The organism is Kitasatospora sp. NPDC048662 (assembly GCF_055587065.1).
Genome location: NZ_JBVJHA010000001.1, coordinates 678,878 through 705,870 on the forward strand (window position 1 = coordinate 678,878; position 26,993 = coordinate 705,870).

The window sequence follows — 26,993 nt, forward strand, 5'->3', positions numbered from 1 at the left end:
CTACTCCTTCTCGCGCTTCAGGTACGCCACCAGCTGCTCCGGGTTCGGCCCGGGAACGACCTGGACGAGCTCCCAGCCGTCCTGGCCCCAGGTGTCGAGGATCTGCTTGGTGGCGTGCACAAGAAGCGGCACGGTTGCGTATTCCCACTTGGTCATGGGGTGACTCTAGCCGCCCCGCCCGGTGTGAGGTGGGACACAAAGCGGGCATCAAACGCCGGGGTGGCCGGGATGCTCCCGTCATCCGGAGCGCGCGCTCGTTACCCTCGCGGTGAGGGATGCCCGCGGGGGACCCCTCGGCAGAAGCAGGCGGCGACGGACGGAGAGCGGGCGTGGCGGGCAGCAGCGGTACGGCGGGGCCGACCGGGCAGACGTCGCCGCGGGAGCCGGACTGGGAGGGCGTCAGGCTGCACGTGGTCAGCGGCAAGGGCGGCACCGGCAAGACCACGCTGGCGGCGGCGCTCGCGCTGGCGCTGGCCGCCGAGGGCGGCCGCACCCTGCTGATCGAGGTGGAGGGCCGGCAGGGCATCGCGGAGCTGTTCCAGATCGCCGCGCTGCCGTACGAGGAGCGCCGGGTGGCCACGGTGACGCCGGCTCAGCTGGGGCTGCCCGGCAAGGGCCACGGCGAGGTGCACGCGCTGGCCATCGACACCGAGCAGGCGCTGCTGGAGTACCTGGAGATGTTCTACAAGCTGGGCCGGGCCGGGAAGGCCCTGCAGAAGGTCGGCTTCGTGGACTTCGCCACCACCATCGCCCCGGGCGTGCGCGACGTGCTGCTCACCGGCAAGGCCTGCGAGGCGGCCCGCCGCAAGGGCCCGGACGGCCGGCGGGCCTACGACGCGGTGGTGATGGACGCCCCGCCGACCGGTCGGCTCACCCGTTTCCTGAACGTCAACTCCGAGGTGGCGGGCCTGGCCAGGTTCGGCCCGATCCACACCCAGGCGCAGGCCGTGATGCGGGTGCTGCGTTCCGCGGAGACGGCGGTGCACTTCACCACCCTGCTGGAGGAGATGCCGGTGCAGGAGACGGTGGACGGGATCGCCGACCTGCGCGAGGCCGGGCTGCCGGTCGGCGGTGTCCTGGTGAACATGGTGCGCCCGCCGATACTGGACGCGGCGGCGGTGGAGGCCGCCCACGGCGACCACCGCGAGGAGGTGGCGCTGGCCCTCGGCGAGGCCGGCCTCGGCGGGCGCTCGCGCAAGCCGGAGACCGTGCGGGCCGCCGTGGAGCCGCTGCTCGACCCGCTGCTGGAACAGGCCCGGGAGCACGCCGAACGGGTCGAACTGGAACGCACCCAGCGCATCGACCTTCAACAACTGCGTCTGCCCAGTTACGAGTTGCCACTGCTCGGCGAGGGCATGGACCTGGCCGGCCTGTACCGGCTGGCGGGCGAACTGAAGCGGCAGGGAGCGGCATGACCGGGCTGGACATCGACACCCTGATCGACGACCCGGCGACCCGGATCGTGGTCTGCTGCGGCTCCGGCGGGGTCGGCAAGACCACCACCGCCGCGGCGATCGGCCTGCGCGCCGCCGAACGCGGCCGCCGCGTCGTGGTATTGACCATCGACCCGGCCCGCCGGCTCGCCCAGTCGATGGGCCTGACCGAGCTCGACAACACCCCGCGGGTGGTCAAGGGCACCCGGGGCGAGGGCGAGCTCCAGGCGATGATGCTGGACATGAAGCGGACCTTCGACGAGGTCGTGCTCGCCCACGCCGAACCCGACCGGGCCCGGGCCATCATGGAGAACCCGTTCTACCAGTCGCTGTCGGCCGGTTTCGCGGGCACCCAGGAGTACATGGCGATGGAGAAGCTCGGCCAGCTCCGCGCCGAGGACCGCTGGGACCTGATCGTCGTCGACACTCCGCCGTCCCGCTCCGCGCTGGACTTCCTGGACGCCCCCACCCGGCTCGGGTCCTTCCTGGACGGCAAGGTGATCCGGCTGCTCACCGCCCCCGCCAAGGTCGGCGGCCGCTCCGCGATGAAGTTCCTGAACGTCGGCATGGGGCTGATCACCGGCACCCTCGGCAAGATCTTCGGGGCCCAACTGCTCACCGACGTCCAGACGTTCGTCTCCGCGATGGACTCGATGTTCGGCGGTTTCCGGGAGCGCGCCGACCGCACCTACCAGCTGCTGAAGGCTGAGGGCACCGCGTTCCTGGTGGTCGCCGCGCCGGAACGCGACGCGCTGCGCGAGGCCGCGTACTTCGTCGACCGGCTCGCCGCCGACACCATGCCGCTGGCCGGCCTGGTGCTCAACCGGGTGCACACCAGCGGCGCCCCGCAGCTCACCTCGGAACGCGCCCTGGCCGCCGCCGAGGCGCTGGAGGAGAACGGCACCGCCACCTCGACCGTCGAGGCCGAGACCCTGGCCGCCGGACTGCTGCGCCTGCACGCCGAACGCATGCAGGTCATGACCCGGGAACGGCGCACCCGCGACCGTTTCGCCTCGGTCTACCCGGACGTGCCGATCGTCGAAGTGCCCGCACTGCCCGGAGACGTCCACGACCTGGACGGACTGCGGGCCATCGGCGACCGACTCGGTTCCCCCGCCGAGTGAGCCAACGGCCCGCCCCACCGCCCTGCTTGACGGAGCCTCAGCCCGCCTGGGCGTAGTCCCGCAGGACCACCCCGGTGGCCAGCGACTCCTCGTACTCGGTGCGCGCGGTCTCCAGCAGCCTGCGCCAGGACCCCACAGTCGGGCGCCGGCGCAGCAGCGCCCGACGCTCGCGCTCCGTCATTCCGCCCCACACGCCGAACTCGACACGGTTGTCGAGTGCGTCCGCGAGGCACTCGGTGCGCACCGGACAGCCGCTGCACACCGCCTTGGCGCGATTCTGCGCCGCCCCCTGCACGAACAGTTCATCCGGATCGCTCGTGCGGCACGCGGCCTGCACGCTCCAGTCGTCCACCCAGCCCATCCCGGCGCCGTCCTCTCCCGATTCGGGGCTCCCCCACGGCGGCAACGGCATATTCACCGTTGCCAGTTGAGGACGTTACGGAAGAACGACACAACGCAACAGCCCCTGTCGGCCCAATCTCGAATGACCCGATCGGACTATGGGTGTCCGACAGCTCACTCGTTGGAGTGATTGCAGGTCGCGGGCCTTGCGGGGGCCGAATGGTGCGTTTTCGTCACGGTGTGCAACAGCGGCCCGCCGTGCAGCCGCCTGAAATGGGCCCAGAATGCCCGGAATCGGACAAAGCTCATCACTCACAAGAGTGATGATGATGAGCAGAGCGAAGCTGTCGCAGTTCTGTGACAAGCGTAGGCGAACACCTGCCCCCCTGTACGGGATTCCGCAACGTAGGGTTCTCCCCATGGCAGCTACGCGATCCACGGGCACCGCACTGGACAAGGCAGGGCTCGGCGTCAAGTTCCTGGGCAGCGCCGTGCTCGCAGGCATCCTGGTCGCCGGCATGGCCCTGCCTGCCGTCGGCGCGTTCGGCCTGACCGCCAAGGACACCGCCGAGTCGTTCGACAACATCCCGGACGACTTCAAGACGCCCACACTCTCCCAGGTGTCGATGATCTACGACGCCAAGGGCGGCCTGATCGCCAAGGTCTACGACCGCGACCGCACCATCCTCACCAAGGAGCAGATGGCGCCGATCATGCGCCAGGCCCAGGTCGACATCGAGGACAACCGCTTCTACGAGCACGGCGCCGTCGACCTCAAGGGCGTGCTGCGCGCCGCCACCAAGAACGCCGAGTCCGGCACCACCGCCCAGGGCGCCTCGACACTCACCCAGCAGTACGTGAAGAACGTCTTCGTCGAGCAGGCCGGCGACGACCAGCAGGCGTTCCTGGAAGCCACCAAGAAGAGCATGGGTCGCAAGATCCAGGAGCTCAAGTACGCCATCAAGCTGGAAGAGGACCTGAGCAAGGACCAGATCCTCACCAACTACCTGAACATCACCTTCTACGGCCACCAGGCGTACGGCATCGAGTCCGCCGCCAAGCGCTACTTCAACAAGAGCGCCAAGGACCTCGACATCCCCCAGGCCGCGATGCTGGCCGGCCTGGTGCAGAACCCCTCGGCGTACGACCCGATCACCCACCCGCAGGCCGCGCAGACCCGCCGCAACACGGTGATCAACAAGCTGCTGGAGTACAAGCACATCTCGCCGGAGGAGGCCAAGGCCGCCCTCGCCGCCCCGCTCGGCATCACCTACACCGAGCCGCAGAACGGCTGCATCACCGCCGGGAACGGCATGGGCTTCTTCTGCGACTACGTGCGCCACGTGATCAAGCAGGACCCGGTGTTCGGCAAGACCGCCGCCGACCGGCAGAAGCTCTGGTCGCAGGGCGGCCTGAAGATCAACACCACCATCGACCCGGAAAAGCAGCAGGCGATGTACAACGCGGTCACCAAGAAGGTCTACGTGACCGACAAGGTGTCCGCCGCCGGCACCATGGTCAAGCCCGGCACCGGCGAGATCCTCGCGATGGCGCAGACCCGCCCGTACGGCCTGGACGAGGCCAAGAAGCAGACCGTCCTCAACCTGAACGCCGGCGCGTCCATGGGCGGCGGCAACGGCTTCTCCCCCGGCTCGACCTTCAAGCCGATCCTGGCCGCGGCCGCCCTGGAGAGCGGGGTGCCGATCAGCCAGGAACTGTCCTCGCCGCCGAAGATGGAGTACCCGCGGGTCTCCACCTGCCAGGGCACCTGGAACGACACCTCCAAGCCCACCGTGTCGAACGAGTCCGAGCGGGAAATCGGCCCGTACAACATGACGGTCGCCATGCAGAAGTCGGTCAACACCTACTTCGTGCAGCTGGAGCAGCAGACCGGCCTGTGCCCGATGAAGCAGATGGCCGACAAGCTCGGCGTCGGCACCCTGGCCAACGGCAAGCCCCTGCAGGAGGTCCCCTCCATGGTGCTCGGCACCCAGGAGGTCAGCCCGCTCCAGATGGCCTCGGTCTACGCGGCCTTCGCCTCCCGCGGCGTCTACTGCGCCCCGATCGCGCTGACCTCCGTGGTCGCCAGCGACGGCAAGAAGCTCGACGTGCCGAAGGCCAACTGCAACCAGGCGATGAGCCAGTCCACCGCGGACAACGTCAACAGCCTGCTGCTCGGCGTGACCGAGAAGGGCACCGGTTCCTCCCTCGGCCTCGACGACGGCCGCCCGATCGCCGGCAAGACCGGTACCACCGACGAGCGGTACGCCGCCTGGTTCACCGGCTACACCCCCGACCTCTCCACCTCGGTCTGGCTCGGCGGTGTCGGCGGCAACGTCTCGATGAAGAACATCACCATCGGCGGCAAGTCCTTCGGGGCGGTCTACGGCGCCGACGGCCCCGGCCCGATCTGGCAGATGGCCATGAACGACGCCCTGGACGGCACTCCGATCTCCACCTTCAAGAACCTCGTCACCACCCCGCCGGCGACCAGCAACCCGCCCGCCACCGACACCCCGTCCGGCGACACCGCCGGCGCGACCACCGGCGGTGGCAACAACGGCGGTGGCAATGGTGGCGGCAACGGCGGTGGCAACGGTGGCGGCAACGGCAATGGCGGCGGCACCAACGGCGGCACCACGGGCTTGACGACCGGCGGCCTGACCACCGGCGGCCTGACCACCGGCGGCTTCTCCTTCCCGCCGACCACCGGCGGCACCACCGGAAAGCCCGGCCACCACTGACCCCACCCCGCACGCCTTACACACGGAAGCCGCCCGCCCGGAGATCACCTCCGGGCGGGCGGCTTCAGCAGTTGCAGGGGTTGTCGCAGGTCAGCCGGCCAGCGCGGCCTTCACCGCGGCGGCCACCCGGCCGCCCTCCGCCTTGCCCTCGACCTGCGGACGCACCAGCTTCATCACGGCGCCCATGCCCTGCGGGCCGCTCGCCCCGGACTCCGCCACCGCGGCGGCCACGATCGCGGCCAGCTCCTCGTCCGTGAGCTGCTTGGGCAGGTACGCCGCCAGCACCTCGCCCTCGGCCCGCTCGCGCGCCGCCTGCTCCGTCCGGCCGGCACCCTCGAACGCCTCCGCGGCCTCCCGCCGCTTCTTCGCCTCCTTGCCGATCACCTGAAGCACCTCGGCGTCGGACAGCTCGCGCTTCTGCTTGCCCGCCACCTCCGCGCCGGTCACCGAGGCCAGCGTCAGCCGGAGGGTGGACGAGCGCAGCTCGTCCCGTGCCTTGATGGCAGCCGTGAGGTCCTCGTGCAGCTGCTCCTTGAGCGTCGTCATGCCGCCGATTCTGACACCTGTCCCGCCCCGCCGCCGCCCCTTTACCTGCCGGTTCGTGCTGACGGCCCGTCATCCTCCGCCGAACCCCGGGTGCTTGTCCGTCTTTTCGAACGGTCTGCGACCATGGACCGATGCGACCGCTGTACTCCGTCCCGCTCGGTGTCGCCGCCACCGGCGCCGCCTGTCTCGTCTACGCCGCCGGGTACGAGGTCCGCTCGTTCCGGCTGCGGCGCGTCGAGGTTCCGATCCTGCCCGCCGGCGCGCGGCCGATCCGGATCCTCCAGGTGTCCGACATCCACATGGTCACCGGGCAGGCCAAGAAGCAGCGCTGGCTGCAGAGCCTCGCCGGGCTCCACCCCGACCTGGTCGTCAACACCGGCGACAACCTCTCCGACCCGCTCGGCGTCCCCGCCACGCTGGACGCGCTCGGCCCGCTGATGGACTTCCCCGGCGTCTACGTCTTCGGCTCCAACGACTACTACGGCCCCGCCCGCAAGTCGCCCACCCGCTACCTCAAGGCCCTGCGCAGCGGCGTCCACGGCCTCAACAACCCCGACGGCACCGGCCGCCGCGGCATCACCGGCGCCGTCCACAACCCCTGGCAGAAGCTCCGCGACGGCTTCGACCGGGCCGGCTGGCTCGACCTCAACAACGCCCGCGGCCGCCTCACGGTGGCCGGCCTCGACATCGAGTTCACCGGCCTCGACGACCCGCACATCCGCCAGGACGACTACGCCGCGGTGGCCGGCGGCCCCTCCCCCGAGGCCGACCTCTCCCTCGCCGTCGTCCACGCCCCCTACCTGCGCGTCCTCGACGCCTTCACCGCCGACGGCTACCCCCTGATCCTGGCCGGCCACACCCACGGCGGCCAGCTCTGCATCCCCTTCTACGGCGCCCTCGTCACCAACTGCGACCTCGACACCGACCGCGTCAAGGGCCTCTCCACCCACACCGCCGCCGGCCACCGCTCCCACCTCCACGTCTCCGCCGGCTGCGGCACCAACCGCTACACCCCCATCCGCTTCGCCTGCCCCCCCGAGGCCACCCTCCTCACCCTCACCCCCACCCCTCGCTGACCAGCCGCTAAACCGGATTTCGCGTCTGGCCCCACCTCCTGTAGAGTTCTACTCGTTGCACCGGGAACGGAAAGCAACAAAGCAGGACCGGGGTATAGCGCAGCTTGGTAGCGCGCTTCGTTCGGGACGAAGAGGCCGTGGGTTCAAATCCCGCTACCCCGACCGAGCAGTGAGGGCCGCATCGGAGAAATCCGGTGCGGCCCTCACTCGTTGTGGGGCTCTGGGGGTTCGGGCGTCACCTGTGTCGGGTCGGGCCGTTGTGATGGCATGAGTGTGTTTGCGATGACACAGCCGTTCCCAGGCGGGCCGGGGCCGATCAGCGTTCCGGTGTTCTGTTCGGGGTACTGGCTCAGGCCCGGGTACATGCAGCGGGTGGACGACGAGCAGTGGGATCTGCGGGTGCCGGCCGGGCAGTTGGCGGGGCTGGGTGGGGCGGTGGATGCGGCTGAGCGGTTGGGGGCGCGGCGGGAGTTGCTGGTGAGTCCGCAGAATGCGGCGCGGGCGCATCTGTTGCGGGAGTGTCCGGAGTTGTTCGGGATCGTCGGGCGGGTGGTGCTCGGGGTGGATGAGCGGCTGTGGCGGGCGGAGCCGGACTGGGGCGGGTGCAGTGTCGAGCTGTCGGGGATCGAGTGCATCGACGGGTTCCAGACGCTGGGGCTGCTCGCGCAGGGTGCGGCCGAGCTGTCGGTCGAGCATCTGGACCGGGCTGTGCTGGATGTCCGGGTCGTCAGTGGTGCGGCGCGCGATCTCGCCCGGGCGGCGCACGACCAGGCGCACCGGCATCACAATCCGACGGCCGCGCAGGATCTGCTGCTGCGTCATCCGGTGATGCGCAGGCTGGTGCGGCAGTTCGAGCGCGACGGTATTCCGTTCCGGTTGCGGCGCGGTGAGCGGCGAGGTCCCAGCCGGGAGGGGTACGCGGTGGACGAGGCGACCACCGCGTTGGCGTTCTTCCTGGCCGGGGGCGAACCGGCGCTCGCCTTCCAGACGTTGACGCCGGAGGGCCGGGAGGAGATCTGGCGGGATCCGTCGGGGCCGAAGTTCCGGGCGTTGTTCGGCGCGCACACGGAGGCGACGGGGGTGCGGATCGCGATCACGTTCCGGCGGGCGATCCTGCGGGAGTTGGAGGGGTTGTTCGGCGAGCGGTCGGCGCATCATTGGCATCTGTTGGCGGATGCGCCGGATCTGGTGGTGTGGGCGGTCGCCCGCGAGCTCCCGCTCGGCGCGCTGCACCGCGACCCGGCGGATCCGTCGGCGCCGGAGTGGGAGCGGATCCTCGACCATCGGGTGCCCGTGCTGACCAGGTTGACCGCCGAGCGGCTGGTCGCCGCGTACCGGGGCTTGCGGGCGCGGGTGTACCGGCGGGACGAGGTCGAGAAGTTGGAGTGGTGGGTGCGCATCCTGGGCGGCGCGACGGCGTGATCTCGCGCGCGGGCGTGCAGATGAACAAGGGAAGGCGTGATCTCGCGCGCGGGGCCGCGTGGCGGGGCATGATCGGTGGGGTTGTGCCGGTGCTGCGGAGAAGGGACGTGCGTGGTGGGTGAGTTGGGCGAGCGGGTGGCCGCTTTGATGGGGCGGGCCCGGGAGGATCTGGCGGAGCTGGTGGCGATTCCCTCGGTGGCGGATCCGCGGCAGCAGCCGCCGGAACGCTGCCGGGAGGCCGCGGAGTGGGTGGCCGCGGCGTTCGCGGGGGTGGGGCTGCGGGATGTGCGGCTGGTGGAGACGCCGGACGGGAGTTTCGCGGTGCTGGGGCACCGTCCGCCGCCGCCGGGGGCTCCGACGGTGCTCCTGTACTGCCATTACGACGTGCAGCCGCCACTGGGCGACGAGGCGTGGGTGTCGCCGCCGTTCGAGCTGACGGAGCGGGACGGGCGGTGGTATGGACGGGGGGCGGCGGACTGCAAGGGCAATGTGGTGATGAACCTGACCGCGTTGCGGGCGCTCGGGGACGAGTTGCCGGTGGGGCTGAAGCTGGTGGTCGAGGGGTCGGAGGAGCAGGGGACGGGCGGCCTGGAGGCGTATCTGGCGCAGCATCCGGAGGAGTTGCACGCCGATGCGCTGCTGATCTGCGACACCGGCAACGCGGCGGTGGGGGTGCCGACGGCGACCGTCTCGTTGCGCGGGATGGCGAACGTGGTGGTGACGGTGCGGACGCTGGAGTCGGATCTGCACTCGGGGATGTTCGGCGGCCCGGCCCCGGACGCCCTGGCGGCGCTGATCCGGATCCTGGACTCCTTGCGCGACGCCGACGGCGGGACGCGGGTGGAGGGCCTGTCGGCGGACGGCGTCTGGGAGGGCGCGGGGTTCGACGAGCAGCAGTTCCGGTCGGACGCGGGGGTGCTGGACGGGGTCGCGCTGATGGGGTCGGGGACGGTCGCGGACCGGCTGTGGGCCCGTCCGGCGGTGACGGTGCTGGGCATCGACTGTCCGCCGGTGGTGGGTTCGGCTTCGGCGGTGCCCGCTGAGGCGCGGGCCCGGGTGAGTCTGCGGGTGCCGCCGGGGATGGATCCGGAGGCGGCGCAGCAGGCGCTCACGGCGCATCTGGTGAAGGCCGCGCCGTGGGGTGCGCGGGTGTCGGTGGAGCCCGAGTCGAAGGGTTCGCCGTTCCGGGCCGCGACGGACGGGAAGGCGTACGCGGCGCTGGACCGGGCGGCGCGGGAGGCGTACGGCCGGCCGTTGTCGTTCCTCGGGCAGGGCGGTTCGATTCCGCTGTGCAGTGCTCTTGCCGCGCAGTACCCGGAGTCGGAGATCATCCTGATGGGTGTGGAGGAGCCGCGTTCGCTCATCCACGCGCCCAACGAGAGCGTCGACCCGGGCGAGATCGAGCACATGGCCCTGGTCGAGGCGCTGTTCCTGCGTCACTACGCGGCCGCCGGCCGCTGACCCCGAGGGAGGGGATCCTGATGCCCGAGCCGTTCACCACGGCCGATTTCCAGGCCCGGATGGCCCGTGCCGCGACGGCCGCCGCCGATGCGGGCCTGGCGGGGCTGGTCGTCACGCCCGGCCCGGACCTGACGTACCTGACGGGGTATCTCCCGGTGAACACCGAGCGGCTGACCGCGCTGGTGGTGGCGCCGGGTGCCGAGCCGGTGCTGCTGGTGCCGAGGCTGGAGCGTCCGGACGCGGAGCGGGCGGCGGGTGCGGAGGCCGTCCGGATGGCCGACTGGATCGACGGCCAGGACCCGTTCGCGGTGCTGGCGCCGAGCATGGACCCGGCCGGCCGGTACGGGATCTCGGACAACGCCTGGGCGATGCACCTGCTGGGCCTCCAGGAGGCGCTGCCGGGTACCTCGTACGCCTCGCTGACGGCGGTGCTGCCGATGCTGCGGGCGGTGAAGGAGCCGGACGAGCTGGCCCGGCTGGCGGCGGCGGGTGCGGCGGCGGACCTGACGTACGGGGCGATCCTGGGCGTGCCGTTCGCGGGGCGCACCGAGCGCGAGGTGGCCTCCGACCTGGCGGCGTTGCTGCTCAAGCACGGGCACAGCCAGGTGGATTTCACGGTGGTGGGTTCCGGCCCGAACGGGGCGAATCCGCACCACGAGGCCGGGGAGCGGGTGATCGAGCGCGGTGACACGGTGGTGCTGGACTTCGGCGGGCTGAAGGACGGCTACGGCTCGGACACCACCCGCACGGTGTTCGTCGGCACCGAGCCGCCCGAGGAGGTGCAGAAGGTCCACGACCTGGTGCGGCGGGCCCAGCAGGCCGCGTTCGACGCGGTGGCGCCCGGGGTGAGCTGCCAGGAGATCGACCGGGTGGCCCGGGCGGTGATCACCGAGGGCGGGTACGGCGAGTACTTCATCCACCGCACCGGGCACGGCATCGGGCTGACCACGCACGAGCCGCCGTACATGATCGAGGGCGAGACCCGGCCGCTGGTGCCGGGGATGTGCTTCTCCATCGAGCCGGGCGTCTACCTGCCGGGCCGGTTCGGCGTCCGGATCGAGGACATCGTGACGGTCACGGAGACCGGTGGCCTGCGGTTCAACGGGACGCCGCACGAGCTGGCGTTCGTGAACTGACGGCCGCCCGCCGGGCGTTCAGCGGTTGAACGCCCGGCGCAGCTCGGCGAACGGTCAGCGGCTGAACGCCCGGCGGGGCGCGGCCGGCCGCCGTCAGCGGCTGAACGCCCGGCGCAGCTCGGCGAGCAGCGCGCGCAGCGCCGGGGCGGGGCCGGGGCGGGAGACCAGGGCGAGCAGGCCCGGGGTGGTGAGGTCGGTGACGGCGACCGGCAGCAGAGCGGGGAAGGCCTCGGCCATGGACCGGCTGAGCACGGCGACGCCGAGGCCGCGGGTGGCGAGGTCGGCGATCGCGGGGGCGGCGGAGGCCTGCAGGGCGATCCGTGGGGTGAGGCCGGCGGCGGCGCAGTCGCGGTCGAGGACGGTGCGCACGCCGGTGCCGGGTGGCAGGCAGATCAGCGGGTGGGCGAGCAGTTCGGCAAGTGTGACGTCGCGGCCGGCCAGTGGGTGGCCGGGCGGGACGGCGGCGACCAGGGGTTCGCTGATCAGGGTGTGTGCGTCCAGGCCGTCGGGGGTGGTGCCGGCGCAGCCGATCAGTGCGAGGTCGAGGGCGCCGGCCCGGACGGCTTCGGCGAGGTGGTCGGAGTCGGCTTCCAGCAGGGCGAGTTCGACGCCGGGGTGGGCCCGGTGAAAGGCGGCGAGGCCGTCGAAGAGCGGGGTGAGGGTGCAGCCGGCCACCATGCCGACGGTGAGGCTGCCCCGGATCAGGTCGCTGACCTCGCCGACCGCCTGGCCGACGGCGCGGGCGGCGGCCACCGCCTGCCGGGCGTGTTCGAGGGCGGCTTTGCCGGCCACGGTGAGGGTGACGGTGCGGGCCGAGCGGTCGAAGAGTTCGGCGCCGAGTTCGCGTTCCAGTTGCCGGATCTGGGCGCTGACCCCGGACTGGCTGATGTGCACCCGCTCGGCGGCGCGGGTGAAGTTGCGCTCCTCGGCGACGGCGAGGAAGTACTCCAGCTGCCTCAGTTCCATGACCACAGATTCTAGTTCTGAGCAGAACCAGCTGTTGGACTTCTGATCGGCCGAACGGGAGGCTGGGAGCACGAGGACGAGGAGGCTGTGATGAGCGAGTACGAGAAGGCGATGCGCCCCGAGGACCTGACCCGGCTGTTCGTGGAGCGCTCCAACGCGGGCGACGCCGCCGGGGTCGCCGCGCTGTACGAGGAGCACGCCGTGATGGCGTACCCGCCGGGGCAGTTCACGGTCGGCCGGGAGGCGATCCGGGCGCTGTGGGAGCGGGTGCTGGCGCACCGCCCGCGGTTCACCCCGGAGCCGCCGCTGCCGACGCTGGCCGCGGACGGCATCGCGCTGACCGCCACCCCGCCGAAGGACGGCGCCGGGGCCCGCGCCCAGGTGGTGCGGCGGCAGCCGGACGGCAGCTGGCTGCGGCTGCTCGACCAGCCCGAGTTCCTCCGGCCGGGCGCCGACGCCTGAGCAAGCAGCGGCCCGTTCAGGCGATGAGCTGCTTGTAGTAGTACGTGGTGTCGGCCAGGACGCCGTCCGGCGTGGCGGCGTGGCCGGGGACGGTGCCGAAGGCCGTCCAGCCGGCGGAGCGGTAGAGGTGTTCGGCGGCGCTGCCGGTCTGGGTGTCAAGCAGCAGCAGGGTGACGCCGGTGTCGCGGGCGGCCTGCTCGGCGGTGGCCAGCAGCCGCCGCCCCAGGCCCGCGCCACGGGCGTCGCGGTGCACCAGCAGCTTGGAGACCTCGGCGCGGTGCGAGCCGTTCGGCCGACTTTCGCGGACCAGGGCCACGGTGCCCAGCACGCGGCCGCCGGGGCCGGTCGCCGTCCACAGCAGCCGGGTGCCGTCCGCGACGGACGGGCACAGGGTGCGCCACCAGGCGACCGCCTCCTCGCGGCGGGTGCCGGCCAGGAAGCCGACCGAGGCGCCGTCGTCCACGGCGTCCAGCAGCAGATCGGCGAGCGCCTCGCAGTGGGCGGGGAGGTTGTCGGCGGTCAGTGGGCTGATCACGGCGGTCACCCTACGGTGCGGCGGCACCCGGCGGTCGGGGCGGGTGTCAGGAATGGTTACCGTGGTGGGGTGTACCGGTTCCTGTTCAGCCCGCGGTGGCTCGTCGGCACGGTCGTCGCGGTGGCGGCGATCGGGGTCTGTCTGATGCTGGGCTCCTGGCAGTTGGGCCGGTTCGAGAACCGGGTCTCGACGCACAAGGAGATCGACAAGGCGGCCGCCTCGGCGGCCCAGGCGCAGCCCAGTCCGCTGGCGGAGGTGCTGCCGGAGGCCGCCTCGAAGGTCGGCACCGACACCCTCGGGCGGACGGTGAACGTCACGGGCTCGTACGACGCCGCGCACCAGCTGCTGGTGCCGAACCGCACGGTGGACGGCCGGCTGGGCTACTACGTGCTCACCCCGCTGCTCACCGACGGCGGCCGGGCGGTACCGGTGGTGCGCGGCTGGGCGGAGGGCTCCCCGAAGGCGGCGCCGGAGGTTCCGTCCGGGCAGGTCAGCGTGACGGGTCGGCTGCAGGCGCCGGAGAACAGCGGCAGCGGCGGCGCGGTGGCGGGCGGTCTGCCGGCCGGGCAGCTGGGCACGATCAGCCCGGCGACGCTGGTGAACGTGCTGCCGTACCCGCTGTACGACGGCTGGGTGGCGGCGGACGACGTCCCGGCGGGGCTGACGGCGGTGCCGACGGTGCAGCCGCAGGGCGGCGACGGGCTGAGCCTGCGGGCGTTCCAGAACCTGGGCTACACCTTGGAGTGGTTCGTCTTCGCCGGGTTCGTGGTCTTCATGTGGTTCCGGCTGGTGCGCCGCGAGGCGGAGGCCGCCCAGGACCGGGCCCTCGGACTGGACCCGGCCCTGGACTGACCGCCGACCGGCTACTGGCGCCCCGTCAGCGCGCCCCCGACCGCGACGCGCTCGGCGAGGCCGAGGCCGGGGCCGAGGGCGAGGAGAGCGCGGACGGCGAGGCCGAGGCCCCGGCGGACGGCGACCCGCTCGGACAGGGCACCGGCGGGGCGGCGGCGCTCGGCGCGGCGGACCCGCTCGGCGAGGCCGAGGGCGAGCCGCCGACGGGGCTCGCGGGCGGCAGCGCGTTCGGGGTGGCGCAGTCGGCGCCGAAGTCGCCGAAGCCCGGCGCGGGCGACGGGTTTCCGCACTCGTCGACGTAGTCGTCGCTGCGGCTGGAGCCCGGCCGGTGGTGGTAGTGGTGCACCACCTTGGTGCCGCCGCCCCCCGAGTACGGCGAGATGCCGGACCCCTTCTTGGAGCCGCTCGACCCGCCGGACCCGCTCGACCCGCTGGAGCCGCTCGACCCGCCGGACCCGCTCGACCCGCTGGAGCCGCTCGACCCGCCGGACCCGCTCGACCCGCTGGAGCCCTTGGAGCCGCGGCTGCCGCTCTTGCCCTTGGCGAGGACCCGCAGGTCGAGGCCGGTGTCCGCCTTGGCGGGGGCGGCGGCCTCCACGCAGTCGTACTTCTGATTGTTCGACGAGCAGCCGGCCAAGGTCAGCACGATCGTGCCGACCGCGGCAGCGGCCAGCGCGGCGCGTCCACCCATCGGTTGTCCCCCCGGTCGGCCGGGTCTACCGGGTCACCGGACAGTGCCGGGGGCCAGGTGTCGCCGGACGAAGTCGATCTCCAAGCGAAGCTGCTTGATCCGCTCGTCGACGACCAGCGAACCGTGCCCGGCATCGTAGCGGTACACCTCGTGGACCTTGCCGAGCTCCTCCAGCCGCTGCACGTAGTTGTCGATCTGCCGGATCGGGCAGCGCGGGTCGTTGACGCCGGCACTGATGTAGACCGGGGCCTTGACCTGCTCGACGTACGACAGCGGCGAGGAGGCGTGCCAGCGCTCGGGGACGTCCTCGGGGGTGCCGCCGAACAGCGTGCGGTCCAGCGACTTCAGCGCCTCCATCTCGTCCGCGTACGCGGTGAGGTAGTCGGCGACCGGGACGGCGGCCAGGCCGAGCGTCCACCGGTCGGGCTGGGTGCCGAGGCCGAGCAGGGTCAGGTAGCCGCCCCAGGAGCCGCCGGACAGCACCAGCCGGTCCGGGTCGGCCAGGCCGGAGGAGACCGCCCAGTCGCGGACCGCGCCGATGTCCTCCAGCTCGATCAGGCCGACGCGTTCGGTGAGCGCGTCGGTCCAGGCCTGACCGTAGCCGGTGGAACCCCGGTAGTTGACCCGGACCACCGCGAAGCCGTGGTCGAGCCAGGCGGCGGGGCCGGCCGCGAAGGAGTCGCTGTCGTGGTGGGTGGGGCCGCCGTGCACCTCGAACACCGTCGGGAACGGGCCCTCGCCGGTGGGCCGCTGCACCAGGGCGTGCACCCGGCCACCCGGGCCGTCCACCCAGACGTCCTCGACCGCCACCGAGCCGGGCGGCACCGGGCCGGGCGCGCGCAGCACCACGGTGCCGGCCGTGGAGCGCACCGCCGACGGTTCGGCGGCCGAGGACCACAGGAACTCCACGGTGCCGTCGGGCCGGGCGGTGGCCCCGGCGACGGTGCCGCGCGGGGTGTCCAGCCGGGTCAGCTCGCCGGTCTCCAGCTGGTAGGAGAACAGCTCGGAGCGGGCCTCGTACTCGTGCTCGATGAGCAGCGAGCGGGCGTCGGGCCGCCACTGCGCGGACAGGTCGCCGGGGAACGGCCGGCCCTGCTCGTCGCGCAGGGTCAGCTCGGTCTCGGTGCCGGTGGCGACGTCCCACAGCATCGGCTCCCAGCGGCCGGTGCGCTGGTGGGCGACCAGCAGCCGGGTGTCGCCGGCGGCGGGCGCGAAGCCCAGGCAGGACACGCCGCGCGGCTCGGCGTGGCCGGTGACCTCGTCGAGCTGGGCGACGGTGGCGCCGTCGGACAGCCGCAGCACCCGGATCGCCCCGTGCATGGCGTCGCCGTGCTCGGTGTGGTCGACGGCCAGCAGGGTGCTGTCGTGGGACAGGTCGCCGACGCCGCCGTACTCGGCGTGGTGGTAGACCACCTCGGGCTCGGTGGCGCCGGGGCGGCGCAGGTACAGGGTGGTGCCCTCGTCGTCGGTGGAGGTGCCGACCACCACGGTGCCGTCGCGGCCGAGCGCCAGGCCCGCCTCGTAGGCGGCGGGCACGCCCGGCACGGCCTCCTGGTCGGGGCCGCCGGCGAACGGCTGGCGGCGCCAGACGCCGAACTCGTCGCCGTCGGTGTCGTCGAACCACCAGATCCACTGGCCGTCCGGGCTGAGTTCGGCGTCCGTGGTGCCGTGCGGACGGTCGGTGACCCGGCGGTGCTCGTCGGTGGCGCGGTCCCACGCGTAGACCTCGTAGGTGCCCGTCGCGTTGGACACGTACAGCGCCCGGTCGGGTGCCTCGTCCGCCCAGTCGGGCAGCGAGACCCGCGCTGCCCGGAACCGCTGCTCCCACGCCGGCACGACGTTCGTCTGCTCGTTCATACCCTCATCCAACCCGATTCCGGGCGGTGATCGGAACGGCGGGCAGCGAACGGTGGGGACACGAAACGGCTGCGGTGCGGCTCCTGATGGACGATCAGCGGAAGAGGTACAAATACGACATAACGACCGGAGGAGTTGTACTATGCCCGCTTCAGCGCCGCCCTTCGACCGGCTCGACCGACTCGACCTGCCCGTCCTCGCCCAGCACCTGGGCCTGGTCGAGGAGATCGAGCAGTACCTGGCCGGACTCCCCGCCCCCGACCGGCTGCCCCTGCTGCCACTGCCCGCACCACCGCCGGTGGAGCCCGGCTGCGACGGCGGACCGTACGGGTCCGTCCAGCAGCCGTGGAACTTCGGGTACCCGCTGCCGCGCCGCACCCTGCTGGACCGGCTGGTCCGCCGCCCCGCCCGCCCGGTGGCGGTCACCGTCGCCGGGCACCTGCGGCTGACCTCCCGCTACCTCGCCGAGGCGGGCTGGATCCAGGGCGCGATGTGGGACGCGGCCGGCCGGGTCTGCCTGCTCGGCGCGCAGACCGCCGTCCTCGCGCACGGCTACGGCACCGCGTACACGGTGCGCCGGGCCCGCACCCAGGTCATGGAGGTCCTGCACGCCACCGGCCGCCCGGCCCCCTCCCCCGACGCCTGGAACGACCGCCCGGGCCGCCGCCAGGCCGAGGTGCACGCCCTGCTGCTGCGCGCCGAGACCCGCGCCGAGTCGCTGGGCATCTGACACCCGGCAGCAGATCCGGGCGGCGCCCGCCGGCAGTGCCGACGCTGCCGCGGTGGACGAGCCGGGCTCCGCGGCGCAGACGACCGGCTGGAGCCCGGGGGGGCCGGCTCGCCCTCCCCCAGGTGCGGCAGCAGCGTGCGGCCGCCCGCCGGCACCTCGTGGTGCTGCCGGCCCGGCAGGCCTGGGCGGACCGTCAGGGAGCGGGGCTCTGGGAGGGGGACGGGCCGTCGGTGGCGGGGGCCGGTTCGGGGGCCGTGTGGTAGACGGTGCCGCCGCAGCCCGCGGGGAGGACCGTGGTGGCGGCGAAGGCGGTGGCCGCGTCGGGGGTGTAGCCGAGCCGGAAGATGTCGTTCGCCGACTTGCGGCCGACCTGGACGGCGCCGGAGTACCCACCGGTGGGGCTGGGGTCGGCCGCGGGGGTGCCGCCGGCCGGGGTGTCGCTGCCGGGCACTTCGGCGCTGCTGGGGGTGGAGCTGGGCTGCGGGCCGCTGGGGGTGGGCGAGGTGGTGGCGCAGCGGGTGGGCACCCAGGCGAACCGGACCAGATAGGAGCCGCCGGGTGCGAGCAGCAGTTCGCGGGGCAGCCCGGCCGGGTCGGGCAGCGCCTCGGCCGGGTCGCCGACGGTGTGGGCGAGCAGGCGGACGCCGGTGGTGCCGGGGTCGACGTCGACGGCGCCCGGGCCGGTGATCCGGCACGGGTGGTCGGCGGTGTTGGTGAGCCGGAACCAGCCGTAGATCCGGCCGTCGGCCGTGGCGGTGGCGGTCTTCTGGGACTCGCCCCGGCCGAGGTCGGCACGGCCGCACAGCGGCGCGGCGGCGGGCGAGCCGCCCGGGCTGCTGTCGGCGCTCGGGTCGGCGGTGGTTCCGGGGCCGGTGCCGTCGGCCCCGGCGGCGGTCGCGGTGGCGGGGCTGTGCGCGCGGCCGGGGGCGGCCACCGAGTGGTCCGGGGCGGCGGTGGCGCCGGGCACGGCCTGGCCGCCGGTGGGGTCGCCGGACAGGTGGAACGGCTGGGCGGCGTGCACCACGGGCAGCCCGGCGACGGCGGCGGCCAGCACGGCGGCGCCGCCCCAGGCGCGCCGCCGGGCGGCCCGGCGGCGGGGGACGGCGGCGCGCAGCCTGGGCAGCGCCCCGGGTTCGGGCTGGACACCGGCGACGGCGCGGTGCAGCCGGTCCCGGAGCTGGTCCTCGGTCAGTTCGCGGGGCGGGTGCGGCCGGTGCGGGTCAGTCATCGCCGGTCTCCAGCCGCACCCGCAGGGCGGCCAGTCCGCGCGAGCCGTAGGCCTTGACCGAGCCGATGGAGATGCCGAGCACCTCCGCGACCTGCGCCTCCGTCAGGTCGGCGTAGTAGCGCAGCACCAGCACCTCCCGCTGACGGCGTTGCAACCCCCGTAGCGCGGCCTTCAGTTCATCGCGCTCCAGCGCATCGTATGCCCCCTCTTCTGCACTGGCCATGTCAGGCATGGGCTTGGGCAGCAGGCGCAGGCCGAGCAGTCGGCGTCGCAGCGTGGAGCGGGACAGGTTGACCACGGTCTGCCGCAGGTACGCCAGGGTCTTCTCGGGATCGCGGACCCGGCGCCGGGCGGCGTGCACCCGGATGAACGCCTCCTGCACGACGTCCTCGCAGGAGGACAGGTCGTCCAGCAGAAGTGCGGCGAGCCGCAGCAGGGAACGGTAGTGGGCCCGGTAGGTGTCGGTGAGCTGGTCGACGCTGGCCCCGGTCGCGTCCGCTGCCGCCGCAGCAAAGCCCATCCGACTACCGGCCCGCCGGGCCGCCCCGGGCAGGGTGATCGCCACCACCGCCCCTGTCACGTTCATCACGCTGGTTGGACACCCGATCCCCTGTCCTGGTTGCCCCGCGCCGGGGGAGTTCTTCCGCAGAGAGGGAATCCCCCTTCGGAACACATCGCTCCGAAGGGGGATTCTGGCAGACCCGGCGGACGGTCAGGGTCCGCTTCACCCGTCCCGCACACAACCTCTGCGCTGTGCACGGCCTCGGGTGCGGGGTTCAGCGGCCGGTGCCGCCGTAGACGACCGCCTCGTCGCCGGAGCTGTCCAGCCCGAAGGCGGTGTGCACGGCGCGGACCGCCTCCGGCACGTCCTCGGCGCGGGTGACCACCGAGATCCGGATCTCGGAGGTGGAGATCAGCTCGATGTTCACGCCCGCCTCGGACAGCGCCTCGAAGAAGGTCGCGGTGACGCCCGGGTTGGAACGCATGCCGGCGCCGACCAGCGAGATCTTGCCGATCGCGTCGTCGTAGCGCAGCGACTCGTAGCCGATGCCCGCCTTGACCCGGTTCAGCGCGTCGATGGCCTTCTGGCCCTCGGTGCTGGGCAGGGTGAAGGAGATGTCGGTGAGGCCGGTGGCGGCGGCGGAGACGTTCTGCACCACCATGTCGATGTTGACCTCGGCGTCGGCGATGGCGCGGAAGATCCGTGCCGCCTCGCCCGGCTTGTCCGGCACGCCGACGACGGTGACCTTGGCCTCCGACGTGTCGTGGGCGACTCCGGAGATGATGGCCTGCTCCATCTCGCCCCCTTCGGGCTGGTTCGGGTTGGTGGCGCTGACGATGGTCCCCGGCAGGCCGGAGAACGACGATCGTACGTGAATGGGGATGTTGTAGCGCCGCGCGTACTCCACACAGCGGTCGAGCAGCACCTTGGTACCGGACGAGGCCAGCTCCAGCATGTCCTCGAAGGCGATCCAGTCGATCTTGCGGGCCTTCTTGACCACCCGCGGGTCGGCGGTGAAGACGCCGTCCACATCGGTGTAGATCTCGCACACCTCGGCGCCCAGCGCGGCCGCCAGCGCCACCGCGGTGGTGTCGGAGCCGCCGCGGCCCAGCGTGGTGATGTCCTTGGAGACCTGCGAAACGCCCTGGAAACCGGCCACGATCGCGACGTTGCCCTCGTCGAGGGCGTTGCGGATCCGGCCCGGCGTCACGTCGATGATCCGCGCCTTGTTGTGCGTCGCATCGGTGATCACACCGGCCTGGCTGCCGGTGAACGACTGGGCGTCGAAGCCCAGCGTCTTGATCGCCATCGCCAGCAGCGCCATGGAGATGCGCTCTCCGGCGGTCAGCAGCATGTCGAACTCACGGCCGGACGGAATAGGCGTCACCTGTTCCGCGAGTTCGATGAGCTCGTCCGTGGTGTCACCCATCGCGGAGACCACGACGACGACCTCATGGCCGGCCTTCCGGGTGTCCACGATTCGGCGGGCGACGCGCTTGATGCCTTCGGCATCCGCGACGGATGAGCCGCCGTACTTCTGCACGACAAGGCCCACGGGGGCTCCTCGACTTGGGGTGTTGGGTCACCGTCAGTCTAACGAGCAGGGATGTTCCGGCCGACGACTTCCACATGGTGAGATGTGAATATCGAAATCTGATCACCGCGGACCGTCAGGTCTGCGGGCCCCGGCGACCCGCCCCGAAGAATCGCCGCCCGCACACCACCCCGGTACCGGAATCTTCGCCTCCGGCGCGCGGGTGACGGATGCGTCACACTCCCCCGCGATTCGCCCTCAGAGCCCGAGCTCGGCCGCCATCAGGTCGCCCGCCTGCTGCTCCAGCTGCTCGTCCGTCAACCCGTCGTCGTCGGTGTCCGCCCCGTCCGGCACCGCGCCCAGCGGCGAGTCCAGCCGCACGTGCGCGATCAGCGACTGCAGGGCGCGCAGCACCGCCGTACAGGTCGAGCCCCAGTTGGACAGGTACGAGAACTGCCACCACCACAGCGCCTCCGACACCCGGCCCTCGCGGTAGTGCGTCAGGCCGTGGCTCAGCTCGCTGACCACCCCCGCCAGGTCGTCCGAGATCCGGAACGCGCTCGGCTTCTCCGGCGGGCCGTACGGGTCGAACACCTCGTGGTAGACGTCGATCGGCGCCAGCAGCTCGGCGAGCCGCTCGCGCAGCTCCACCCCGTCCGGCTCCGGGCCGGCGTCCGGCTCGAAGCGGTCCTCGGGCAGCACGTCCTCGATCGCGCCCAGCCGGCCGCCCGCCAGCAGCAGCTGCGACACCTCCAGCAGCAGCAGCGAGATCGCGCTGCCCGGCTCGTCGCCCTTGGCGACCTCGGTGACGGCCAGCACGAAGCTCTCCACCGAGTCCGCGATCTGCACCGCGAAGTCGTCCGGAGCCTCGGTGCGGCCCAGGAGCGCGGCCGGGTCCGAGGGGTGGGGCCGGTCGGCGGTGTCGTGGGGGGACGCGCTGTTGTAGGGCGCGCTGGTGTGGAGCGCGCTGTTGCAGGACGCGCTTTCGGTGCCACGGTGGGCGGCGTCGGCGCGGTGGGCGGCGTCGGTCCGGTGAGCGGTGTCAGTCCGGTGAGCGGTGTCGGTTCGGTCAGACATCGAGCAGTCGTCTCCCTTCGAACGCCCGGCCGAGGGTGACCTCGTCGGCGTACTCCAAGTCCCCGCCGACGGGCAGTCCGCTCGCCAGCCGGGTGACCTTGAGGCCCATCGGCTTGCACAGCCGGGCCAGGTAGGTCGCGGTCGCCTCCCCCTCCAGATTGGGGTCGGTGGCCAGGATCAGCTCGGTGACCGTGCCGTCCGCGAGCCTGGTCATCAGCTCACGGATCCGCAGATCGTCCGGGCCGACCCCCTCGATCGGGCTGATCGCCCCGCCCAGCACGTGGTAGCGGCCGCGGAACTCGCGCGTCCGCTCGATCGCCACCACGTCCTTGGGCTCCTCCACCACGCAGATCACCGCGAGGTCGCGGCGCGGATCCAGGCAGACCCGGCACTGCTCGGACTCCGCGACGTTGCCGCAGACCACGCAGAACCGCACCTTCTCCTTCACCTGCTGCAGCGCGTACGCCAGCCTGCGCACGTCCGTCGGATCGGCCTGCAGGATGTGGAAGGCGATCCGTTGGGCGCTCTTCGGACCGACTCCGGGCAGCCTGCCCAGCTCGTCGATCAGGTCCTGCACCACGCCCTCGTACACCGCCACGCCTTCCTTCGACCGGGGTTCGCACTCCGGTGCCATCATCCAACGAATCGGGCGCCGGACACACCGCCCGACGCCCTACTGGCTCATAAATCACACAACTCACTGCCAGTGAAGCTGCCAGTGAAGCGTGCAGGAACCGCCGGGCGCTGCACGGTGCTGCTCGGGGCTACGCGCCGCAGTGCTGCGGCGGCAGTGCCGCAATGCTGCGGCGGCAGTGCCGCGTGCGGTTCGGTTGCTGTGCGTGGTTCAGAGCGGTTCAGCGTGGTTCAGAACGGGAGGCCGGGGATGCCGCCGCCCAGGCCCTGGGTCAGCGGGCCCATCCGCTCCGCCTGGAGCTTCTGCGCCGCCGCGTTGGCGTCCCGCACCGCGGCCAGCACCAGGTCGCCCAGGGTCTCGGTGTCCTCCGGGTCGACCGCCTCCGGGGAGATCGTCACCGACGTCAGCTCGCCGGCGCCCGTGACCGTCACCTCCACCAGACCGCCGCCCGCCGAACCGCGGACCACGGTCTCGGCGAGCTCCTTCTGAGCCCGGCCGAGCTCTTCCTGCATCTTCTGCGCCTGCTTCAGCAACTGCTGCATGTTCGGCTGGCCACCAGGGAACACGGCACTCTCCTCGATCCATCGGCACTCACACGGCCGACGCGAACCACCACGAGCACCCGCGCCGACACCTGCCCCCGAGCCTACGCGGCCGCTCGTCGGCCCCACGTCAGTTCCGGGACCCCGCGCAGGCCCGGGCAGCTCCGAAGGCCCGCGCTGCCTGCGGCGGCTCAGCCCGGACGGTGGTGGATCTCCTCCAGCACCGTCGCCCCCAGCTCCCGGACGATCAGCTCCTGCGCGGAGAACGCGTCCTCGTTCAGGTCCGGGTCGTCCTCCTCCGGGATGTCGTCCTCCGGCGCCACCGCGGGGGGCGCCTGCACCGGCGGGGCGGCCGGGGGCTGCTGGACGGGCGGTGCGGCGGACGGCCTCGGGGCCTGGACCTGGGCCTGCGGGGCGGACGGGGGCTGCTGCGCGGGCGGTGCGACCGGAGCGGGCGCGGCCGACTGCGGGGCGTGCGCCTGAGTCCCGCCCCAGCCACCGCCGGGCGGCACGACCGGCGCGGCCGGGGCCGGGGCCGTCGGAGCCGCCGGGGGCGCGTACGAGGCGGCGGGCTGGCCGGACGGCGAGGACGTGCCACCCGACGGGTCGATGATGCAGTCCACCCGCCAGTCCACGCCCAGCGCGTCCGTCAGCGCCTGCCGCAGCACCTCGTCGCTGTGGCTGCCGACGAAGCTGTCCCGGGCGCCCGCGTTCACGAACGACACCTGCAGCGTGCTGCCGTCGAAGCCCGCCACCTGGCCGTTCTGGCTGAGCAGGATCCAGGTGAACCGGCGGCGGTTCTTCACCGCCTCCAGGATCTGCGGCCACATCTGCCTGATCTGCGCCGCGCCCTGCTGCGCGGCCACGGAGGGCTGGGCGGCGGACGGCTGCGGCGCGTGAGCCTGTGGCTGCGGTGCCGGGGCCTGCGGCTGCGGAGCCTGTGGGGCCTGCGGCTGCGGGGTCTGGTCCGCCGGGGGGAAGCTGCGGGCGATCGGCCAGGCGCCCGGGGCCGGGCCCGACGGCGCGGGGGCCGGGGCCGGGGCCGGCACGGGCGCGGGCGCCGGGGCTTGGGCCTGCGGCTGCGGAGCCGGGGCCTGCTGCACGGGCGCCTCCACCGGCGCGGGCTGGAACGCCATCGGCGCGGCGAAGCCGCCGGTGGCGGCCCGGCGCTCCAGCTTGTCCAGCCGGGCCTGCGTCGACAGCTCGTCCCCGTACGCGCCGGGCAGCATCACCCGGGCGCAGATCAGCTCCAGCTGCAGCCGGGGGGCGGCGTTGCCGCGCATCTCGGTCAGGCCGGTGTTGACCAGGTCCGCGGCGCGGCTCAGCTCGGCCCGGCCGAAGCGGTCGGCCTGCGCCTGCATCACCGCGACCCGGTCGGCCGGGGCGTCGATCAGGCCCTTCTCCCCCGCGTCCGGCACGGTGGCCAGGATCACCAGGTCGCGCAGCCGCTCCAGCAGGTCCGTGACGAAACGCCGCGGGTCGTGCCCGCCCTCGACCACCCGGTCGACCACCTGGAACACCGTCGCGCCGTCCTGCGCCGCGAACGCGTCCACCACCTCGTCCAGCAGCGAGGAATCGGTGTACCCCAGGAGCGCGGTGGCCATCTGGTACGTCACACCGGCCTCACCGGCACCCGCCAGCAGCTGGTCCATCACCGACATCGAGTCACGCACCGACCCGGCGCCGGCCCGCACCACCAGCGGGAACACCGAATCCTCCACCTGGATGCCCTCACGGCCGCACACCTGCGCCAGGTAGTCGCGCAGCGTGCCCGGGGGAACCAGCCGGAACGGGTAGTGGTGGGTGCGGGACCGGATCGTCCCGATCACCTTCTCCGGCTCGGTGGTGGCGAAGATGAACTTCAGGTGCTCCGGCGGCTCCTCCACCACCTTCAGCAGCGCGTTGAAACCGGCCGAGGTCACCATGTGCGCCTCGTCCAGGATGAAAATCTTGTAGCGACTGTGCACCGGCGCGAAGAACGCCCGCTCCCGCAGCTCACGCGCATCGTCCACACCACCGTGCGACGCCGCGTCGATCTCGATCACATCGATCGAACCCGGCCCGCCGGTCGCCAGGTCGCGACACGACTGGCACTCCCCGCACGGCTCCGGGGTCGGCCCCTGCTCACAGTTCAGGCAGCGGGCCAGGATGCGGGCACTGGTCGTCTTTCCACACCCGCGCGGCCCGCTGAACAGGTACGCGTGGTTGACCCGGTTGTTACGCAGGGCCTGCTGGAGCGGGACGGTCACGTGCTCCTGCCCGATGACCTCCGCGAAGGTCTCGGGGCGGTAGCGGCGGTACAGGGCTAGGGACACGCCACCGACGATATCGGGACCAACCGACAAACGTGGCCCCCCACCACCACCGACCCCGGAAACGCAAGGACCCCTCGCGTACCCGCCAGAGCCCTCCTACCCTTGCTGCCTTCCGGCCCTGGGGGGGTTCAGAGAGATGACGCCACACGAGGGGCTGCCCCCAAGAGTAGCGGATCCCGGCCCCCACTCCCCCCACCCACTCCAATCCCACCCCGATCCCACCCCGATCTCCGATCCGCAGGCCACCCCCGCCACCCACCTGCGAGACCGTGGTCGCAACCACCCCTCGACATGTACTAAGCTCTCCCACGGAGGATTCGCCTAGAGGCCTAGGGCGCACGCTTGGAAAGCGTGTTGGGGGCAACCCCTCACGAGTTCGAATCTCGTATCCTCCGCCTTGATCGAAGGCCCGGACCGCACAGCGGCCCGGGCCTTCGTCGTGTCGTCGTCGCAGTCAGGTGCGGGCCCCGTTCGACCACAATGGGATGGCGGCACGGACGGCGAAGGCCTCGGGATGGTTCGCCCGCGTTCCAGCCCAACGGAACTTCCCGAGATCCTTCAAGGGCCTCGGGGGGTTCTGCTGCCCGGGGCGGCAGTTCGACATCGCCTCGCGTGCCGAAACCCCGCACCCCGGACCGGCCGCATAGCGTGGTCCCACTCCAGTCTGGCGCATGGCCGCGTGCGCACTACGTCCGGAGGGGCACACGTCCCGGGTCAACCGCCACACCATCGTCCGGTCGGTGACGTTCTGGCTCCGCCCGGCGTTCACGCTGCGCGTCTACAACCGGTTCCAGCGTCTCGTCGGTTTCGACCGCTCGATGGCCCTGGCCTCCGCCGCTCTGACAGCGCTGATCCCGCTGGCCCTGCTGTGCGGCGGTCTGGCAGCCCGTTTCGGGGGCAAGGACATCGCCGAACGCATCGTCGACCGTTACGGCCTCACCGGCGAGGGTGCCGAGGCCGTGCGCCGGCTCCTTCCCGAGTCGAGCGAATGGGCCACGCTGGGGTTGTTCGGTGGCGCCTTCCTCCTGATCTCGGTCCTGAGCTTCGCGCGCGCCGCACAGCGGCTCTTCGAGCAGGGGTGGGACCTGCCACCACTGAGCGTCCGCAACACCGTCAACGGGCTCAGATGGATCCTGCTGCTCGCCGCGTACGTCGCACTGATCGGCCTCGCCCACGCGACGTTCAGCCGCCGTCCGCTGGGACTGGGAGCGGCTCTGGTCGAGACACCCCTGACTTTCGCCTTCCTCCTTTGGGGCGGCCGCCTGCTGTCCGCCGGCCGGATCCCCAGACGCGACTTGATGTCGTTCGCCGTCATCGGTGCCCTCGCGCTGTCCGGCTACTCGGTGGCCATGACCGTCTACCTGCCCCGCCTGTTCGACTCCTACGCGAACCGCTACGGCGCGGTCGGGGCGGTCTTCGCGATGCTCTCCGCCCTCTTCGGGGCCATGCTCACGGTCGTCGCCTCGGCCGCGATCGGCAACGAAGTGCACACCGAGATCACCCGGATCGGACGCGGCGAACGCCCGCCGGACAACGAGGTGCGCGACCAATGGGCCGCAGTCCTGCACCAGGCCCGGTCACGCTGGCAGACGACCCGGGGAAAGACCGGCTTCCTCCGACGAAACAGGAAATCCTGATCGGCACGGCCCGGTCAGAACTCACCGCCCTTCACCGGTCCGCCGCCGTTCCGGTCCTCCAGAGCAAGCCACCGATTCTGGTGCCCACGCCGTACGGCATCGGCGGGCCACTGTCGGGATCCTGCCGAAGGTCGCGCCGGGAGCGCG

General features: G+C 72.4%; 25 protein-coding genes, 2 tRNA genes and 1 other RNA gene. 13 read left to right on the forward strand and 15 right to left on the reverse strand.

All coding sequences use genetic code 11. From position 1 onward, the window contains the following. Complete coding sequence (locus ACZ6R9_RS03285) at positions 1-156, reverse strand: DUF4177 domain-containing protein (RefSeq protein ID WP_152645221.1); 156 nt, start codon at positions 154-156, stop codon at positions 1-3. A gap of 173 nt (positions 157-329) precedes the next feature. On the opposite strand from ACZ6R9_RS03285, the gene bagA reads away from it, so the two are divergent. Together bagA and bagB are read left to right on the forward strand one after the other, a co-directional pair. After that, the gene (gene bagA, locus ACZ6R9_RS03290; RefSeq protein WP_380487907.1) at positions 330-1,415 is read left to right on the forward strand and encodes an ATPase BagA; all 1,086 of its coding nucleotides are present in this window, start codon (positions 330-332) and stop codon (positions 1,413-1,415) included. Next, a complete protein-coding gene (gene bagB / locus ACZ6R9_RS03295; RefSeq protein WP_380487905.1) occupies positions 1,412-2,557 on the forward strand; it encodes an ATPase BagB in 1,146 nt (381 codons plus the stop codon). The genes bagA and bagB overlap by 4 nt, the downstream gene beginning before the upstream one ends. A 37-nt stretch (positions 2,558-2,594) precedes the next feature. Here bagB and ACZ6R9_RS03300 read toward each other — a convergent pair whose 3' ends face one another. Continuing rightward, positions 2,595-2,918, reverse strand: a complete 324-nt coding sequence (locus tag ACZ6R9_RS03300) for a WhiB family transcriptional regulator (RefSeq protein ID WP_380487904.1) — start codon at positions 2,916-2,918, stop codon at positions 2,595-2,597. Positions 2,919-3,318: 400 nt separating this feature from the next. Between ACZ6R9_RS03300 and ACZ6R9_RS03305 the strand changes: the two genes are divergently transcribed. Further along, positions 3,319-5,643 carry a transglycosylase domain-containing protein gene (locus tag ACZ6R9_RS03305; RefSeq protein ID WP_380487902.1) on the forward strand — a complete coding sequence of 775 codons (2,325 nt, stop codon included), beginning with the start codon at positions 3,319-3,321 and terminating at the stop codon, positions 5,641-5,643. A gap of 90 nt (positions 5,644-5,733) precedes the next feature. On the opposite strand, the gene ACZ6R9_RS03310 is transcribed toward ACZ6R9_RS03305, so the two are convergent. Beyond that, positions 5,734-6,189 carry a GatB/YqeY domain-containing protein gene (locus ACZ6R9_RS03310; RefSeq protein WP_465536225.1) on the reverse strand — a complete coding sequence of 152 codons (456 nt, stop codon included), beginning with the start codon at positions 6,187-6,189 and terminating at the stop codon, positions 5,734-5,736. Positions 6,190-6,320: 131 nt separating this feature from the next. On the opposite strand from ACZ6R9_RS03310, the gene ACZ6R9_RS03315 reads away from it, so the two are divergent. The 5 genes from ACZ6R9_RS03315 (at position 6,321) to ACZ6R9_RS03335 (ending at position 11,284) form a co-directional block, all read left to right on the forward strand. Beyond that, positions 6,321-7,265, forward strand: coding sequence for a metallophosphoesterase (locus ACZ6R9_RS03315; RefSeq protein WP_465536227.1), 945 nt, complete (start codon positions 6,321-6,323; stop codon positions 7,263-7,265). A gap of 88 nt (positions 7,266-7,353) precedes the next feature. Further along, a tRNA-Pro gene (locus tag ACZ6R9_RS03320) sits at positions 7,354-7,427 on the forward strand. 210 nt (positions 7,428-7,637) lie between these two features. Beyond that, the gene (locus tag ACZ6R9_RS03325) at positions 7,638-8,687 is read left to right on the forward strand and encodes a hypothetical protein (RefSeq protein ID WP_380487860.1); all 1,050 of its coding nucleotides are present in this window, start codon (positions 7,638-7,640) and stop codon (positions 8,685-8,687) included. A gap of 114 nt (positions 8,688-8,801) precedes the next feature. After that, positions 8,802-10,148 carry a dipeptidase gene (locus tag ACZ6R9_RS03330; RefSeq protein ID WP_380487858.1) on the forward strand — a complete coding sequence of 449 codons (1,347 nt, stop codon included), beginning with the start codon at positions 8,802-8,804 and terminating at the stop codon, positions 10,146-10,148. A gap of 20 nt (positions 10,149-10,168) precedes the next feature. Further along, positions 10,169-11,284, forward strand: coding sequence for an aminopeptidase P family protein (locus ACZ6R9_RS03335; RefSeq protein ID WP_465536230.1), 1,116 nt, complete (start codon positions 10,169-10,171; stop codon positions 11,282-11,284). A 93-nt stretch (positions 11,285-11,377) separates the two neighbouring features. Here ACZ6R9_RS03335 and ACZ6R9_RS03340 read toward each other — a convergent pair whose 3' ends face one another. After that, positions 11,378-12,250 (reverse strand): LysR substrate-binding domain-containing protein, encoded by an 873-nt coding sequence (locus ACZ6R9_RS03340; RefSeq protein WP_380487854.1) that lies wholly within the window; start codon positions 12,248-12,250, stop codon positions 11,378-11,380. Between the two features lie 90 nt (positions 12,251-12,340). On the opposite strand from ACZ6R9_RS03340, the gene ACZ6R9_RS03345 reads away from it, so the two are divergent. After that, positions 12,341-12,712 (forward strand): YybH family protein, encoded by a 372-nt coding sequence (locus ACZ6R9_RS03345; protein WP_465536232.1) that lies wholly within the window; start codon positions 12,341-12,343, stop codon positions 12,710-12,712. A gap of 16 nt (positions 12,713-12,728) precedes the next feature. On the opposite strand, the gene ACZ6R9_RS03350 is transcribed toward ACZ6R9_RS03345, so the two are convergent. Then, positions 12,729-13,247 (reverse strand): GNAT family N-acetyltransferase, encoded by a 519-nt coding sequence (locus ACZ6R9_RS03350; protein ID WP_465536234.1) that lies wholly within the window; start codon positions 13,245-13,247, stop codon positions 12,729-12,731. Between the two features lie 69 nt (positions 13,248-13,316). Between ACZ6R9_RS03350 and ACZ6R9_RS03355 the strand changes: the two genes are divergently transcribed. Next, positions 13,317-14,099: an SURF1 family protein gene (locus tag ACZ6R9_RS03355; RefSeq protein WP_380487849.1), complete on the forward strand. Its 783-nt coding sequence runs from the start codon at positions 13,317-13,319 to the stop codon at positions 14,097-14,099. Positions 14,100-14,124: 25 nt separating this feature from the next. On the opposite strand, the gene ACZ6R9_RS03360 is transcribed toward ACZ6R9_RS03355, so the two are convergent. Further along, positions 14,125-14,790 (reverse strand): hypothetical protein, encoded by a 666-nt coding sequence (locus ACZ6R9_RS03360; RefSeq protein WP_465536237.1) that lies wholly within the window; start codon positions 14,788-14,790, stop codon positions 14,125-14,127. Between the two features lie 33 nt (positions 14,791-14,823). Beyond that, positions 14,824-16,647, reverse strand: a complete 1,824-nt coding sequence (locus ACZ6R9_RS03365) for a S9 family peptidase (protein ID WP_465536239.1) — start codon at positions 16,645-16,647, stop codon at positions 14,824-14,826. Positions 16,648-16,789: 142 nt separating this feature from the next. On the opposite strand from ACZ6R9_RS03365, the gene ACZ6R9_RS03370 reads away from it, so the two are divergent. Next, positions 16,790-17,377 carry a DUF6197 family protein gene (locus ACZ6R9_RS03370; RefSeq protein ID WP_465536241.1) on the forward strand — a complete coding sequence of 196 codons (588 nt, stop codon included), beginning with the start codon at positions 16,790-16,792 and terminating at the stop codon, positions 17,375-17,377. A 193-nt stretch (positions 17,378-17,570) separates the two neighbouring features. Here the strand turns inward: ACZ6R9_RS03370 and ACZ6R9_RS03375 are convergent, their stop codons facing one another. From ACZ6R9_RS03375 to ffs, 8 genes are all read right to left on the reverse strand, one after another. Further along, entirely contained in the window at positions 17,571-18,605 is a 1,035-nt protein-coding gene (locus tag ACZ6R9_RS03375; RefSeq protein WP_465536243.1) for a hypothetical protein, read from the reverse strand. Next, positions 18,598-19,125 (reverse strand): SigE family RNA polymerase sigma factor, encoded by a 528-nt coding sequence (locus ACZ6R9_RS03380; RefSeq protein WP_157032412.1) that lies wholly within the window; start codon positions 19,123-19,125, stop codon positions 18,598-18,600. The genes ACZ6R9_RS03375 and ACZ6R9_RS03380 overlap by 8 nt, the downstream gene beginning before the upstream one ends. Positions 19,126-19,381: 256 nt before the next feature. Then, a complete protein-coding gene (locus ACZ6R9_RS03385) occupies positions 19,382-20,662 on the reverse strand; it encodes an aspartate kinase (protein ID WP_380487841.1) in 1,281 nt (426 codons plus the stop codon). A 237-nt stretch (positions 20,663-20,899) separates the two neighbouring features. Beyond that, the gene (locus tag ACZ6R9_RS03390; protein WP_465536799.1) at positions 20,900-21,523 is read right to left on the reverse strand and encodes a DUF5063 domain-containing protein; all 624 of its coding nucleotides are present in this window, start codon (positions 21,521-21,523) and stop codon (positions 20,900-20,902) included. Positions 21,524-21,710: 187 nt separating this feature from the next. Then, complete coding sequence (gene recR, locus ACZ6R9_RS03395; protein ID WP_380487986.1) at positions 21,711-22,310, reverse strand: recombination mediator RecR; 600 nt, start codon at positions 22,308-22,310, stop codon at positions 21,711-21,713. 272 nt (positions 22,311-22,582) lie between these two features. Next, positions 22,583-22,894, reverse strand: coding sequence for a YbaB/EbfC family nucleoid-associated protein (locus ACZ6R9_RS03400; RefSeq protein ID WP_380487984.1), 312 nt, complete (start codon positions 22,892-22,894; stop codon positions 22,583-22,585). Positions 22,895-23,085: 191 nt separating this feature from the next. Next, positions 23,086-25,209 (reverse strand): DNA polymerase III subunit gamma and tau, encoded by a 2,124-nt coding sequence (locus tag ACZ6R9_RS03405; protein ID WP_465536246.1) that lies wholly within the window; start codon positions 25,207-25,209, stop codon positions 23,086-23,088. 62 nt (positions 25,210-25,271) lie between these two features. After that, positions 25,272-25,368, reverse strand: an RNA gene (ffs, locus tag ACZ6R9_RS03410) — signal recognition particle sRNA small type. A gap of 151 nt (positions 25,369-25,519) precedes the next feature. Between ffs and ACZ6R9_RS03415 the strand changes: the two genes are divergently transcribed. Together ACZ6R9_RS03415 and ACZ6R9_RS03420 are read left to right on the forward strand one after the other, a co-directional pair. Beyond that, positions 25,520-25,604, forward strand: a tRNA-Ser gene (locus ACZ6R9_RS03415). A gap of 345 nt (positions 25,605-25,949) precedes the next feature. Next, positions 25,950-26,846 (forward strand): hypothetical protein, encoded by an 897-nt coding sequence (locus ACZ6R9_RS03420; RefSeq protein WP_465536248.1) that lies wholly within the window; start codon positions 25,950-25,952, stop codon positions 26,844-26,846. The last annotated feature ends 147 nt before the right edge of the window (positions 26,847-26,993 follow it).